Below are 13,550 nucleotides of genomic sequence, written 5' to 3'. Positions count from 1 at the left end.
CACAAAAAGAGCGCCAACAGCAAGAAGCCGGCAAACACATACCACCCAAAGCATTTCGAGAGTTATTTCAATTAATGAAATCATTTATTAAAGAACCTGCCACTGGCTACCAAGATCCAGAAGAAACACCAGCAGCACCCAACGAGGATTAATTTATGTCAGTCGATTCAGCCCCAACGTTTTCTGCCCAAGGTTTTCTATTTGATATGGATGGCACCTTGATTGATTCAACGCTTTGTATTGAAAAAATCTGGCGCAACTGGGCTGATCGTCAGCAAATCGATTTTTCGGCCATTCTAAAAGTAATGCATGGCCGTCGTGGCGAAGAAACCATTGCTCTGGTTGCGCCGCATTTAGACGCTAAAGCTGAAACAGCGCTACTCATTGCCGAAGAATTGCAAAGCCTTGAGGGTAACGTTGCCATCCCGGGAGCGAAAGTTTTTCTAGACGCTTTAAACCCTGAGCAATGGGCTGTGGTGACGTCCGCACCGCGCCAACTTGCGCTGGCCAAGCTGGCCTTTGTCGGTTTGCCTGCGCCAAAGTATTTAATTGGCGCCGAAGACGTCACGAACGGCAAGCCCAGCCCCGACCCTTACTTGCAAGGCGCGAGCTTATTGCAGTTGCCCGCAGCAGATTGCATCGCCTTTGAAGATGCCGCAGCAGGGATTCGTTCCGCGCATTGTGCTGGCGCAACAGTGATTGCGATCACCCATGCGGCAGGCGCAGACTCAACCGGTTTAGCGCAATACCAAACCTGCGACTTTACGCGCATCAAAGTAGATCACATGTCGTCTGGCCTTACTGTGCGTATTCAAGCATGAGCGGCAACTTAAAAATTGGATTGGTTTCCATTTCTGACCGTGCCAGCCGCGGCGTCTATGAAGATCAAGGCATTCCAGCACTGGGTGAGTGGTTGGCGCAAGCACTCACCACGCCTTTTACTTTAGAAACACGACTCATCGCCGATGAACAAGCGCAGATCGAGCAGACCTTAATTGAGCTGGTTGATTTAGCCCAATGCCAACTGGTACTCACTACGGGCGGCACGGGCCCAGCCAAACGCGATGTCACGCCTGAAGCAACGCGTGCAGTGATGGATAAGGAAATGCCCGGATTTGGCGAGCAAATGCGACAAATCAGCCTGCAATTTGTTCCTACTGCAATTTTGTCGCGACAAACCGCAGTGATTCGTGGCAACAGCTTAATATTAAATTTGCCCGGACAACCCAAATCGATCAAAGAAACATTAGAAGGCTTAAAAGACGAGAATGGGCAGTCATTGGTTTCAGGTATTTTTTCTGCCATTCCTTATTGCATACAATTACTCGATGGACCGTATATAGAAACCGACCCAAAAATCGTTAAATCATTTCGACCTAAATCGGCAATTCGCAGTTAACTCAATCCGATTTAAATGAAAAAATGGCGTGAAATTCACGCCATTTTTTATTCTGTTCTTAATTAATTTATGTTTGTCGCAATACATTCACCGTAACCCAAGCCCAATCCACTCCTTTTTCCAAAACTGCACCGAGGCTCACCGAAAACTTTTTATCTCGTGCATTCACTTGATACACTTTATCTAAGCCATAATCGGCCAAATTCATAATCAAAGTATTGACACTACTGCCATTCACTTGATGAGATACATACAGTGCTGTACGAACATTGGGCAATTCAAGCCCTGCAGTAAAATTTAGATCTGCAACAGTAATGGTTTCAACTCGGTCTTTTTGTTCTGATTTCATGCCGACCATCACCGGTGTCACGCTAATAATTTGCACGCCCACAGACACTTCATCATCACTCAATCGAGCAATGCGCCGCAAAATACCAATTCGCCAATTGGATTCGCTACTTTCTCGTGAAGCCAATAATAAGCTAGGTCGTATCCATTCGTTTTCAGAAAAACGTAAAGCAGCGCCAAAACCATCGGCACTTTCATTATCAATCGACCAACTATGCCAATCGATTTCTTGTTTGGTATTACTCGTAAAGCTATACGGATTTGCCGCTAATTTTTCTTTCGTTCTTGACGAAACAAATCCATATAAACGCATATCCATGATTTCATCATAATCTACCGTCCCTTTAGACTCAGCACCCTGACGATTAAATTTATCATTATCTAATTTTACATATCGACAAATACGATCCAAACCATAAATCACATCAGCCGATTTTGTTACTTTTTGCCTAGCACTGCGTTTCACCTGACTATTACGCATACACATGGTCCAAAATACATCCAAGTGTTTGAGTAAATCACTCACCGTTGATCCACGCGAATCGGAATTTAAACCCAAAGAAGCGTAACTAGAGCCCGTCATGAGCTTGCCGAGCGTTTCTTGAATATGTCCAATTAAATCATTCAATCCCCAATAGCGATAAGGCTCACCCAATAAATCATTATTTATTTTTTGTGGGCCTTGCGCCTCTTGTAGATTGACGCAAAAATGATGTTGCGTATCTTGATACTTTCTCCCGATTTGAATGAATTTAGACCATCGCTCAAGCCAAGCATCAATCATATCGATTTGGCGAACCGATAAATTATTATTCGACAAGGTATTGAGCATGAGCATTTGAATATACTCATCAGCACAGGATGAAACCTCATCCTTACTACTTGGATAGAGAGAGAATGAATTACAATCAAAGCCGCCAATTTCAGATAAGCGATACATCTGATGGGCTTGCAGCCATAATTTAGAGGGTACTTTTTCAAAGCGGAAATAATGCCATTTGGCTTGAATCGCGAGATAACGCAAACTCCGCGCCAAAACAACCGGCATCAGCAAATCAAATGACTGCTGCTGACTTTCACTGCCATCAGCCTGAACAAATCGCTGATATGCATCCACCATATCCGTCGAAAAACTCACCACCGACTTCCACAGCTGCTGCTCCATCTCTTTAGACATGCGCGGATTAGAAACATACTGATAACATACCGCATCAAATGCTTCTTGGACTTGCTCATCGATCAACATCAAAGCTTGCAAACGCTCAAGCGACACCTTATCCGCAGCCGCAATAAAATCTGTGACTAATTCATGCACTTTATTGCAACGAGACGCGGGGTCTAATTGCAAAATTTGCTTACACCATTGCTGCGCCATTTTTGGGTTAGCTAACGGTGATTTCTCACGAGAAAAAAGAGAGCTAATTCGATCAAGCATATTTATATCCAAACTACAGTTTCGTCGTACATATTCAATACGACATTTAAGCGGCAATATTAATATATTCAAGCCACTGCTGTGCACTCGTAATATCTGCAAATACTTTTATTTCAGATTCAGAAATAGCTTGATTTAACCACACCGACCAAACTACCCACTGATCATCACTCACCACGGCAACTCGATCGAAGTTTTGTCGATTTTTCTTTGAAAACCGAATTTCTTCAAGTGCCATATCGATGGTATAGCCATCCATTAATCTCAAATCGAGCAAAAGTCGAGCTGCACCATGAAAACGAATGTCATATAAGACATTGTCTTCGAACTCTTTATAGTCTTGCAGCGTAAATTGTTCAAATACCACTGCATGCGTATATTTAGCTTCGTGTGAAATACTAATCATGGCTATCCCCTCAAGAATGAACAACTAAGATCAAACTGATCACCTAAAATTTCAGCTAGGTGCCTTCATGCTCACAATTAACCGCAGCGCGCTGCCTGCATTAATGCTTTCATTTCAACAATAGCAGCTTTTAATCCCACAAAAATTGAATGCGAAATTAAAGCATGGCCAATATTAAGCTCTTCAATTTCGGCAATGGCGGCAATGGCTTGTACATTGTGATAATGCAAACCATGACCTGCATTGACCACTAAACCTAAAGAGGCAGCATAAGCTGCAGCTTCTGTAACACGCTCTAATTCATGCTGCTGCTCAACTCTATTTCTAGCATCGGCATAACGGCCGGTATGGATTTCGACCACAGGCGCGCCCAACTCATGCGCCATCTTAATTTGCGCGTGATCCGGGTCAATAAAAATTGAAGTGCGAATTCCTGCATCTTGTAAAGACTGAATGTATCGGCCGCAATGCGCTGGATTGGCTAACACATCAAGACCGCCTTCGGTGGTCACCTCCGCCCGATGCTCAGGCACTAAGCAAACGTCTTGCGGCTGAATGTCTAGTGCATGCGCCAACATTTCTTCGGTTAATGCCATTTCTAAATTCATGCGTGTTTGCAATACCGCACGCACTAAACGCACGTCTTCGTCACGAATGTGGCGGCGATCTTCACGTAAATGCAAGGTAATTAAATCAGCGCCCGCCTGTTCGGCCAGCTGTGCGGCCAAAACAGGTTGTGGATAAAGCGTGCCACGTGCGTTGCGTACTGTTGCAACATGGTCAATATTAACGCCGAGTAAAATAGAACGAGACATGTGCAAATTAATCCTATTATCAAGGTATAAGTCAGCAACATAGCAATAGTATGCGCTAGTAAAGCATACCCTATTATAACCTCTGTAAATCAATCAGCAATTGTCGCGTGTGCAAGACGGAATCACCCAGCACGGCTGCAATCGATTGTCGCATCCACATTTTGGCCCAAGGCAAAACCTGCAAATCAGTAAAATCTCCCGCAGCAAATGCCAAAATCAGCGTTGCAGGGCAAGCTGCGGCACTTTGGCTAGGCACTAAACCAACGCCGTATTCAAACTCATATCGTTCAAGTAAATTAAGCGGTTGATCTGAACGGGCGATACGCTGCCAATCAATGCCATACCCTAAGCTATCGAGCAATTGGCGCTCAAACAAACGTAAAATAGGCTCGACCGCACGCTGGTCCGTACCGAGCCGACCTAAAGCTTGAATCGCAGAAAAATAGGCGGTAAATAAGGCGGGATTGGCCTCTTCTTTAGGACATAAACGCTGCAACAGCTCGTTCATATAAAAACCGCACAACAGTGGCAAGCCACTCAACTGGGGCAAACCCGGCTGCCACTGCGCGGCATGCAGTGTTTTTAACTCCCCGCCCCCAAACCACGACAATAACAGGGGTTGAAAGCCGAGCAAAACACTGCGAATTTGCGATCCCGGTCGTTGTACGCCACGTGCATAGAGCGTTAAACGACCATGATCGCGAGTAAATACATCCAGTAAGCGGCTCGTTTCACGATACGCATACTGGTGAAGCACAAAAGCAGGCTGCAAATTGATCCGCAGCTTACTTGAAGATCGCGTCATGCTTTATTCGTAGCCAAATTGGCGTACCAAGCGAGTGTCATCAGCCCAACCACTTTTTACTTTGACCCAAACTTCCAAATGCACTTTGGCATCAAACAATTTTTCCATATCAAGACGAGCATCGGTGGCGATTTTCTTTAATTTAGCGCCATTTTTACCAATCAAAATCGGTTTTTGGTTTTCTCTATCCACCAAAATCGCCGCATAAATTCGACGTAATTCACGGCCATCGGCCAGTGTTTCTTCTTCGAATTTTTCGATTTCGACCGCCATTACATATGGCAATTCTTCGCCCATCATACGGAAAATTTTCTCGCGAATAATTTCCGAAGCTAAAAACCGCTCGTTTCGGTCGGTAATCTGATCTTCACCAAACATCGGTACAGACTCTGGCAATAATGGTTCGATCGCCGACACTAAGACATCCAATTTCAAGCCTTTTTGCGCTGAAACCGGCACAATTGCAGCAAAATTAAAGCGCTGAGCAACTTCTTCAATAAACGGGAATAACGCCGACTTATTCGGCAGCATATCGACTTTATTAATGACCAAAATGACTGGGCGATCTTTCGGTAATAATTCAAGCACAGCTTGATCTTCAGGACCAAAGCGCCCTGCTTCAACCACAAACAAAATCGCATCAACATCAGCCAGCGTCGTCGTCACACTGCGATTCATCGCTTGATTGAGCGCATTTCTAAATCGTTTTTGAAATCCCGGCGTGTCCACAAAAACAAACTGCGCGGTTTCAGAAGTTAAAATTCCGGTAATTCGATGGCGTGTCGTTTGTGCTTTACGTGAGGTAATACTTAACTTTTGACCAATCAAATGGTTCATTAGCGTCGACTTGCCGACGTTAGGTTGCCCCACAATGGCAACAAAACCACAACGAAAACCATCCACTGCGGTACTCTCTTCGTGCTTTAAAATATTCATTTTCGTACAACCTTTTTGCCTGGAAATTGCTCACGCAATTGATGAAGTACTTCGCCAGCAGCAAGCTGCTCTGCCGCTCGCCGGCTAGTACCCTCTGCTTTTGCGCTGACTTTTAATTCAGCAATGGTGCAACTCACTTCAAAAATCTGGTCGGGCGAATCACCCTGTTGCCGCTCAATCACATAGCTAGGCAATTCCACTTTGCGAGCTTGCAGCCACTCTTGCAATGAAGTCTTTGGATCTTTCATTGCTTCTTCAGGATTAACTGCAGCAATACGCGCAGCAAACAACTGATGCAACACCGCTTCAACCGCCTGAAAACCGCCATCGAGCCAAATCGCCCCCAAGATGGCCTCAAGCGCATCGGCCAAAATACTTGGCCGACGATGTCCACCACTTTTTAGCTCACCTTCACCAAGGGAAAGGTAATCACCCAATTGCAATTCACTGGCAATGACTGCCAGCGATTCTTGCCGAACAAAATGCGCACGCAAGCGCGACAAATCGCCCTCGCTCAATTGTGGGAAGGCAAAATACAGGCTGCGAGCCACAATTGAGTTCAAAATACCATCACCAACAAACTCAAGCCGCTCATTGTGTTTCGATGAGAAACTACGATGTGTTAATGCTTGCTTAAGTAGCTTAGGTTCAGAAAAAACATAACCGAGCGTTTTTTGCAAACGCTCGGCGGGTAAGACGACTGACAAATTAAATATCCCTCAAATTATTGAGCACTCGTGCCGGAAGACTGCTCAATTTGAAAATCAAACAAAAGACTCACATTAGCGACTAAGGGTACAACCTTTTCATAATTAGCTGCGATTGTCGTTACACCACCCACTTGGGTAATCGACAAATCTTTACCCGTCACATCGGTGATGTAACCGATTGTGGCATCTTTATCAAAAGACTCACGAATCGCATCTGGACTTTGTCCGGCACTATTTTTTGCTAACTTTTGGACCGTATTTTGTATCGAAAAAAACTGGGTATACGTTGGAACGACTTTAAAACCAACAATCAATGCCATGGCCACCGCCATCGCGACAATAATAAAACCAAAAAAAGACATCCCTAATTGCTTTTTCATTGCCACACCCCTATTTAATAGCAGTACCAATACGATCAAAATGTTTAAAATTCATCCAAACAAAAAAAGCTTTACCTACAATGTGATCACTCGGAACAAAACCCCAATAACGGCTATCCGCGCTATGATCTCGATTGTCGCCCATTGTAAAGTATTGCCCTTCAGGCACGGTGCATTTAAATCCTGATTCATCATAGCTACAATTTTCTCTCAATGGAAAATCAGCCACTTCACGTAAATTGAGCGCAGGCACTTCCGCCATATTGAGTGTTTTATATTGCTTGTCGCCTTGCTGCTCAATAAATTGTTGGTTATTGACCAAATAAACGCCATTCTCAACGTATTGATGCTCACCATCCGCCGTCGTTTTGACGGGCTGGCCATTCACAGTTAATTTCTTGCCTTGATATTCAACAACATCACCCGGCAAGCCAATAACACGTTTAATGTATTGAATTTTTGGATTATTCGGATAGTCAAAAACCATGACATCGCCGCGCTCAGGTTCACCCACAGGCACGATCACTTTATTCAAAATAGGTAATCGCAATCCGTAAGCAAATTTATTCACTAAAATAAAATCACCAACGACCAAACCCGGACGCATTGAAGACGATGGAATTTGAAATGGCTCAACAATAAATGAGCGCAATACAAACACCGCTAAAATAACCGGGAAAAATCCACGTGCATATTCCACCCAATCGGCGATTTGTTTTTCGCCACGGGTTTTGCCCCAAACCAATTTATCCATTGCCCAGACCACACCGGTCAGCACAACAAAAATCAACATCGCGGCACTAATACTAAAAAACTGCACTAACAAAATAAACAAGCCAACAACAGCCAATAAATAGCCGTATTGCACCAGCTGAGGTGGTTCATTATTTTTTCGTTCGTGCTTGGCCCCTGCCATAATCAAAATCGGGCCTAACACTAAAGAAAGAATACCAATTACGAGCCAATTCATTGACTGTTCCTTTTAATGAAGCGGATGGTTTATTTGTCGCTAACTTGTAAAATGGCTAAGAAGGCTTCTTGTGGGATTTCAACATTCCCCACTTGCTTCATGCGTTTTTTACCGGCTTTTTGTTTATCTAGCAATTTGCGTTTTCGTGACACATCGCCGCCATAACATTTAGCCAATACGTCTTTTCGTACCGCTTTAACGGTTTCACGGGCAATAATATGACTACCAATTGCCGCTTGAATTGCGATATCAAACATTTGCCGTGGAATGAGTTCACGCATTTTTGAAACCAATTCACGTCCACGATATTGGCTAGTACTACGGTGAACGATCAAACTCAAGGCATCAACGCGCTCGCTATTAACCAGAACATCCAACTTCACTAAATCACCAACGCGGAATTCTTTAAAGTCATAATCGAGCGAGGCATAACCACGACTCACTGATTTGAGCTTATCAAAGAAATCCATCACCACTTCGGCCATTGGCATTTCATAAGTCAGCATGACTTGGCGCCCCAAGTATTGCATATTGATTTGCAAGCCCCGTTTTTGATTACACAAAGTCATCACCGGGCCGACATAATCTTGTGGCACTAAAATCGTTGCCGTAATAATCGGCTCGCGGACTTCATCGTATTTTGATGGATCGGGCAGTTTGGATGGATTTTCGATCTGTACCACTTCGCCGCCTTTGAGTACCAACTCAAAGACCACGCTTGGTGCTGTCGTAATCAAATCCATATCAAATTCGCGCTCTAAGCGTTCTTGCACAATTTCTAAATGCAAGAGGCCCAAGAAGCCACAACGAAAACCAAAACCCAGGGCTTGCGAAACTTCGGGCTCATAACGCAAGGACGCATCATTGAGTTGCAGTTTTTCTAAACTATCACGCAATTTTTCATAATCATGACTTTCTACCGGATAAAGACCGGCAAAAACTTGTGATTTAACATCCTTAAACCCTGGCAATGCTGCGACCGCTGGATTTTTAACGGTGGTGATGGTGTCACCCACTTTGGCGCTGGCAATTTCTTTAATCCCAGCAATGATAAAGCCCACTTCACCGGCGCGAAGTGCGTCGCGCTGTACTGATTTAGGTGTAAACACGCCAACTTGTTCACACAAGTGCTGCGCCTTAGTCGACATAAATAAAATTTTGTCTTTCGGTCGGATTTCGCCATCAATCACGCGAACCAACATAATCACGCCAACATAGTTGTCAAACCATGAGTCAATAATCAAGGCTTTCAGCGGGCCATCAGGATCGCCTTTCGGGCAAGGTATCTTGTTGACGACCTCTTCCAGAATGTCTTCAATACCAATACCTGATTTGGCCGAAGCATGAACCGCATTCACCGCTTCAATACCAATGATGTCTTCGACTTCTTGCGCCACTCGATCTGGATCGGCGGCAGGCAAGTCAATTTTATTGAGCACCGTACGCACTTCAACACCGAGTTCAAGCGCGGTGTAGCAGTTCGCTACGGTTTGTGCTTCAACGCCTTGGGAGGCATCCACCACCAATAAAGCACCTTCACAAGCGGCCAAAGAGCGGCTCACTTCATAGCTAAAGTCAACGTGACCTGGGGTATCAATCAAATTGAGATTGTAGATTTTACCGTCACGTGCCTTGTATTTTAAAGCCGCAGTTTGCGCTTTAATGGTAATGCCACGCTCTTTTTCAATATCCATGGAATCAAGTACTTGGGCGCTCATCTCACGCATTTCCAAGCCACCACAAAATTGAATAAAACGATCGGCCAAGGTACTTTTACCGTGGTCGATGTGCGCGATAATAGAGAAATTACGAATGTGATCCATGAGTCCCGCAGCCACTAAGCTGTTACACAATTTGCGAATAGAAAAAGGCACGCTGCGCGTGCCCATACTAGCGATAACCGCTTATTTTAACTGATTTTTGCCAGGCTGGCATCCAAAGCCTGCTGATCAAGATGGTAATGGCAGATTTCAACGCCGTCTGAATCGAGCAATACCGGCACCCACTCACCGTATTTGGCCTCCAATGCATCGACGTCATCGATATCGATCCACTCCAGCTCAAATCGTCCCGCCGCCTGCGCCAACAATTGCGCCTGCATCTGCGTACACAGACTGCAGTAGGCGCGGCCATATAGTTTTAATTTCATAAATCCTTTACGCGCGCCACTGCGCCAAATTCAAAGCATAAAAAACAACCATCACCGACGTCCCGCACACATCGTCGAGCCCGATGTGGCAGACATAATCTCGATCACTCGCGGTTGAAACGCTTGCATTTTGGCATTACGCCAACGCAACACACCAAAAGCCAAGATAAAACCCAGTGCGGCGCCCAACAAAGAGGCCAACTCAGACCAAGCCGCTGGCGCGACCACGGCAGCCAATGCCGCACCCAATAGCAACAGCAATAACGGCAAACCATAGCCCCAAAGCGCGCTTTGCAGCAGCACCCCGTCATTCACCGCCACTTTGACCCAATCACTGGCTTTCGCCCCCAATTGATTTTGCACCGGATAGCTCTCTTGCCCTTGGCCAAACAAGCGCGTAATCGCCACCGACTTGCAGCCATATTTCGGATCGCAATTACCACAAGGGCTACGAGGCCGGATTTTGACCCATGCCTGCCCACCTTCACAGCGCTCAACTTGCGCCTCTGTGATTATCATTCTGAGATTTAAACCTTATTCATGAGTTCAACGCAGCGTATACGCTTTAGCAAAACGCTCCACCGTCACGGCAGGCACCTCACCCAAGCAGCTCAATAAATATTGATCAACTTGCCGTGCATACAAATGAATCGCTCCTTGATGCGCCAACCCAAGGGGAATATTGGCATTCATTGGCTCTACAAACACCGATAGCGTCACCGCCCCATCGCTATACAAATAATGCACAACTTCTCGGGACTTATGCGGCAAACTGCGCGTACTCTTTTTAATCAACTTAAAGCCAGGCACAGTGGGCTTGATTCGCCATTTTTTATCATCCGCAACATCAAGCACGGCACCGTCATTGACTTGCACACTACGCAAAGGATGGATCGGCTTTAGCAATTTACGATCAATTTTGCCGCCCACTTGAATTTGGGTAAAGCTAAACGACTGCACCATTTCTTGGCGCATCCCCATCATCAGCCATTTTAATATTAAGCCACTTTCATCATCCACCCAAAAACGCTGTGGATAACGATAAGCATCCAATGGATCAAGCTGATAAATCGTCGCCTCTCGACCAACCACCCGCTCACGCCCCACTTTAGAAAGTCCGTAAGACTGCAGTAGTTCACTCACATTATCAGGCAAATGATTTGGAAATAACTTCGAGGTATAGCGACGATCCAATTGAAGCGCATAGCCTGGCGTCGGATACATACTGACTTTATCACCGACTCGCAAATACTCACGCGGCTCACCATCTAATAATTCACGGTGTTCTGCGGCCACGCCATTCTCTATCGCATGACTGATTTTATAATTGGCAATATTCTCACCGGATTGATAAATATAACTTCCAGCATAAACCACCGCCTCGGCCGCCGAGGCTGAGCGCGCCAACACCCGCTGCGCCTCGCCTTTATCCAAAGGCATAGCTTGCGCGCTAAAGGCACACAAGCACCCTAACAAAACCACCATTCGGCAATACACTTTCGCCACCATCAATGCTGCTCTCCAGCTTCAAAATGGGCCTGCGCAAATTGCTCAGAGGCCAAAGGATTGGAAAAGCCATCTCGATGCGCCGCCAAATAAGGGCTAATTTCAGCCGACTTTATTTCAACGGGCTTTTGCTGCGCCAACACATCGACCGGCAATGCGCTCGGCAAAGTCAATTGCCAGGCGAGCAAACCCACAAAAACCACTGAGGCAAACGCAGCCAATGGCATCCATTGTGACGGCCGAGGCCGCAATCGATGTGGCGCAATCACCACCGGCTCTTGCGCCAATTTGGCGGCAAATTTTTGCATAAAATCAGGCGACATCGCCAAATGTGGCTGCCCAATTACATCTCGTGCCAAATGCCAACGATGCCATTGCGCTTGCTGCTCAGCCGAAGCGAGCAACTGATCAACGACGGCGGCAATATCTTGCGGCGCAACTTCATAATCCATTAAGGCTGAAATTTTTTCACTCATACCACTAACCCCTATTTCTAACCGCTACGCCACACCCGATACGGCTACCAGCGCTTATCCTTGCCCACATCGCCCAACAAAGGACGCAAGCGACTGGCAATTGCTTCACGCGCCCGAAAAATACGCGAACGCACCGTTCCTATCGGACAATCCATCGCCAAGGCGATTTCGTCATAACTCATGCCATCCATCTCGCGCAAAGTAATCGCCTCGCGCAATTCATCAGGCAAAGCATCGACCGCCTCATTGACTGTAGAGACAATCTGCTTATTGGATAGTTCAGTCTCTGGCGTATGAAAATCTGGTACTAATGCAGCCGCATCGACCGTATCGCCATCCTCATCTTCATACTCAGCAGACAAAATCGGCCGCCGACCTAAGGTCGACAGGTAGTTTTTCGCGGTATTAATCGCAATCCGGTACAGCCAAGTGTAAAACGCACTCTCGCCACGAAAAGACGGCAAGGCGCGATAGGCTTTAATAAAAGCCTCTTGGGTCACGTCTTCAATTTCATTTTGATCACGAATCATTCTCGACAAGAGTCGCACAATGCGTCGCTGATACTTGACAACCAACAGTTCAAAAGCACGCTGGTCGCCATTTTGCGCCCGCAAGACCAATTCATGATCTAAATCGCGCTCACTGATTTTAAGCAAGGGTAAAAACTCCCACAGTTAATTGCATTTATTACATGTCAACTTTCTAATATTGGGTTCGGCTTGCAAATTACAAGCAGCATGACTGTAAGCCACGCCAGAGATCGTTCGCTCTGTTAATATTTGCCCATCCATTTTTCTAAATAAATCACCATGCGCACATTTGATGTATTGATTCTGGGTAGCGGACTCGGCGGGATGACCATCGCACTTCAACTCGCCGACCAACTAAAAGTGGGCCTCATCACCAAACGCGCTTTGCGCGATGGCGGCAGCGGATGGGCGCAAGGTGGCATCGCCGCCGTACTCGACGGCTCCGATAGCAGCGAGCTACACATTAACGACACCCAAGTGGCTGGCGCAGGCTTGTGCGATCTTGACGCCACTCGATTTATTATCGAAAACTCAAAAGAAGCCATCGATTGGCTGATCGAAATGGGCGTTCCCTTCACTAAAGACGATGAAGGCCAAACCAGCTATCACGGCTTTCACCTCACCAGAGAAGGCGGCCATAGCCACCGCCGAATCATTCATGCCGCCGACGCCACTGGCGCTGCTG

17 protein-coding genes are annotated in these 13,550 nt (G+C 46.0%); 3 read left to right on the top strand and 14 right to left on the bottom strand.

Annotated features, from left to right (window positions below; genetic code table 11):
• Nucleotides 1-155: 155 nt before the first annotated feature.
• Nucleotides 156-821, top strand: a complete 666-nt coding sequence (locus Q0V82_RS15070) for an HAD-IA family hydrolase (protein ID WP_297577023.1) — start codon at nt 156-158, stop codon at nt 819-821.
• Nucleotides 818-1,399, top strand: coding sequence for a molybdopterin adenylyltransferase (mog, locus tag Q0V82_RS15065; RefSeq protein ID WP_297577021.1), 582 nt, complete (start codon nt 818-820; stop codon nt 1,397-1,399). The genes Q0V82_RS15070 and mog overlap by 4 nt, the downstream gene beginning before the upstream one ends.
• A 67-nt stretch (nt 1,400-1,466) precedes the next feature.
• Here the strand turns inward: mog and Q0V82_RS15060 are convergent, their stop codons facing one another.
• From Q0V82_RS15060 to rpoE, 14 genes are all read right to left on the bottom strand, one after another.
• Complete coding sequence (locus Q0V82_RS15060; RefSeq protein WP_297577019.1) at nt 1,467-3,182, bottom strand: hypothetical protein; 1,716 nt, start codon at nt 3,180-3,182, stop codon at nt 1,467-1,469.
• A 46-nt stretch (nt 3,183-3,228) separates the two neighbouring features.
• Nucleotides 3,229-3,588: an STAS/SEC14 domain-containing protein gene (locus tag Q0V82_RS15055; RefSeq protein WP_297577017.1), complete on the bottom strand. Its 360-nt coding sequence runs from the start codon at nt 3,586-3,588 to the stop codon at nt 3,229-3,231.
• Nucleotides 3,589-3,665: 77 nt separating this feature from the next.
• Nucleotides 3,666-4,403 (bottom strand): pyridoxine 5'-phosphate synthase, encoded by a 738-nt coding sequence (gene pdxJ, locus Q0V82_RS15050; protein ID WP_297577015.1) that lies wholly within the window; start codon nt 4,401-4,403, stop codon nt 3,666-3,668.
• Nucleotides 4,404-4,476: 73 nt separating this feature from the next.
• Nucleotides 4,477-5,208, bottom strand: a complete 732-nt coding sequence (gene recO / locus Q0V82_RS15045; RefSeq protein ID WP_297577013.1) for a DNA repair protein RecO — start codon at nt 5,206-5,208, stop codon at nt 4,477-4,479.
• A 3-nt stretch (nt 5,209-5,211) separates the two neighbouring features.
• Nucleotides 5,212-6,144 (bottom strand): GTPase Era, encoded by a 933-nt coding sequence (gene era, locus Q0V82_RS15040; protein WP_297577011.1) that lies wholly within the window; start codon nt 6,142-6,144, stop codon nt 5,212-5,214.
• On the bottom strand, nt 6,141-6,851 hold the full coding sequence (gene rnc / locus Q0V82_RS15035) for a ribonuclease III (RefSeq protein ID WP_297577010.1): 711 nt from the start codon (nt 6,849-6,851) through the stop codon (nt 6,141-6,143). The genes era and rnc overlap by 4 nt, the downstream gene beginning before the upstream one ends.
• 17 nt (nt 6,852-6,868) lie before the next feature.
• Nucleotides 6,869-7,234: a DUF4845 domain-containing protein gene (locus Q0V82_RS15030; RefSeq protein WP_297577008.1), complete on the bottom strand. Its 366-nt coding sequence runs from the start codon at nt 7,232-7,234 to the stop codon at nt 6,869-6,871.
• A gap of 10 nt (nt 7,235-7,244) precedes the next feature.
• On the bottom strand, nt 7,245-8,204 hold the full coding sequence (gene lepB, locus Q0V82_RS15025) for a signal peptidase I (RefSeq protein WP_297577006.1): 960 nt from the start codon (nt 8,202-8,204) through the stop codon (nt 7,245-7,247).
• A gap of 29 nt (nt 8,205-8,233) precedes the next feature.
• The gene (gene lepA, locus Q0V82_RS15020; RefSeq protein WP_297577004.1) at nt 8,234-10,027 is read right to left on the bottom strand and encodes a translation elongation factor 4; all 1,794 of its coding nucleotides are present in this window, start codon (nt 10,025-10,027) and stop codon (nt 8,234-8,236) included.
• 86 nt (nt 10,028-10,113) lie between these two features.
• The gene (locus Q0V82_RS15015; RefSeq protein ID WP_297577001.1) at nt 10,114-10,353 is read right to left on the bottom strand and encodes a glutaredoxin family protein; all 240 of its coding nucleotides are present in this window, start codon (nt 10,351-10,353) and stop codon (nt 10,114-10,116) included.
• A gap of 51 nt (nt 10,354-10,404) precedes the next feature.
• Complete coding sequence (locus Q0V82_RS15010; RefSeq protein WP_297576998.1) at nt 10,405-10,872, bottom strand: SoxR reducing system RseC family protein; 468 nt, start codon at nt 10,870-10,872, stop codon at nt 10,405-10,407.
• 27 nt (nt 10,873-10,899) lie between these two features.
• The gene (locus Q0V82_RS15005) at nt 10,900-11,862 is read right to left on the bottom strand and encodes a MucB/RseB C-terminal domain-containing protein (protein WP_297577027.1); all 963 of its coding nucleotides are present in this window, start codon (nt 11,860-11,862) and stop codon (nt 10,900-10,902) included.
• The gene (locus Q0V82_RS15000; protein WP_297576996.1) at nt 11,862-12,335 is read right to left on the bottom strand and encodes a sigma-E factor negative regulatory protein; all 474 of its coding nucleotides are present in this window, start codon (nt 12,333-12,335) and stop codon (nt 11,862-11,864) included. Before Q0V82_RS15000 ends, Q0V82_RS15005 begins: the two co-directional genes overlap by 1 nt.
• Before the next feature lie 44 nt (nt 12,336-12,379).
• Nucleotides 12,380-12,982 (bottom strand): RNA polymerase sigma factor RpoE, encoded by a 603-nt coding sequence (rpoE, locus tag Q0V82_RS14995; protein ID WP_297577025.1) that lies wholly within the window; start codon nt 12,980-12,982, stop codon nt 12,380-12,382.
• Nucleotides 12,983-13,144: 162 nt separating this feature from the next.
• Here rpoE and Q0V82_RS14990 point away from each other — a divergent pair.
• On the top strand, nt 13,145-13,550 hold a 406-nt coding region (locus Q0V82_RS14990; RefSeq protein WP_297576994.1), incomplete at its 3' end, for an FAD-binding protein.

Source organism: uncultured Deefgea sp. (assembly GCF_947072475.1).
Classification (GTDB): Bacteria; Pseudomonadota; Gammaproteobacteria; order Burkholderiales; family Chitinibacteraceae; genus Deefgea.
Note: the sequence above shows the minus strand (reverse complement) of the source record. Positions and strands in the feature narration are given on the sequence as shown.

Bases quoted from the DNA above. Each gene is read 5' to 3' on its own strand.
- mog (WP_297577021.1), top strand. From the start codon at position 818: ATGAGCGGCAACTTAAAAATTGGATTGGTTTCCATTTCTGACCGTGCC.
- Q0V82_RS15015 (WP_297577001.1), bottom strand. From the start codon at position 10,353: ATGAAATTAAAACTATATGGCCGCGCCTACTGCAGTCTGTGTACGCAG.
- era (WP_297577011.1), bottom strand. From the start codon at position 6,144: ATGAATATTTTAAAGCACGAAGAGAGTACCGCAGTGGATGGTTTTCGT.
- Q0V82_RS15005 (WP_297577027.1), bottom strand. From the start codon at position 11,862: ATGGTGGCGAAAGTGTATTGCCGAATGGTGGTTTTGTTAGGGTGCTTG.
- Q0V82_RS15030 (WP_297577008.1), bottom strand. From the start codon at position 7,234: ATGAAAAAGCAATTAGGGATGTCTTTTTTTGGTTTTATTATTGTCGCG.
- Q0V82_RS15060 (WP_297577019.1), bottom strand. From the start codon at position 3,182: ATGCTTGATCGAATTAGCTCTCTTTTTTCTCGTGAGAAATCACCGTTA.
- Q0V82_RS15000 (WP_297576996.1), bottom strand. From the start codon at position 12,335: ATGAGTGAAAAAATTTCAGCCTTAATGGATTATGAAGTTGCGCCGCAA.
- lepA (WP_297577004.1), bottom strand. From the start codon at position 10,027: ATGGATCACATTCGTAATTTCTCTATTATCGCGCACATCGACCACGGT.
- Q0V82_RS15010 (WP_297576998.1), bottom strand. From the start codon at position 10,872: ATGATAATCACAGAGGCGCAAGTTGAGCGCTGTGAAGGTGGGCAGGCA.
- pdxJ (WP_297577015.1), bottom strand. From the start codon at position 4,403: ATGTCTCGTTCTATTTTACTCGGCGTTAATATTGACCATGTTGCAACA.
- lepB (WP_297577006.1), bottom strand. From the start codon at position 8,204: ATGAATTGGCTCGTAATTGGTATTCTTTCTTTAGTGTTAGGCCCGATT.
- Q0V82_RS15055 (WP_297577017.1), bottom strand. From the start codon at position 3,588: ATGATTAGTATTTCACACGAAGCTAAATATACGCATGCAGTGGTATTT.
- recO (WP_297577013.1), bottom strand. From the start codon at position 5,208: ATGACGCGATCTTCAAGTAAGCTGCGGATCAATTTGCAGCCTGCTTTT.
- Q0V82_RS15070 (WP_297577023.1), top strand. From the start codon at position 156: ATGTCAGTCGATTCAGCCCCAACGTTTTCTGCCCAAGGTTTTCTATTT.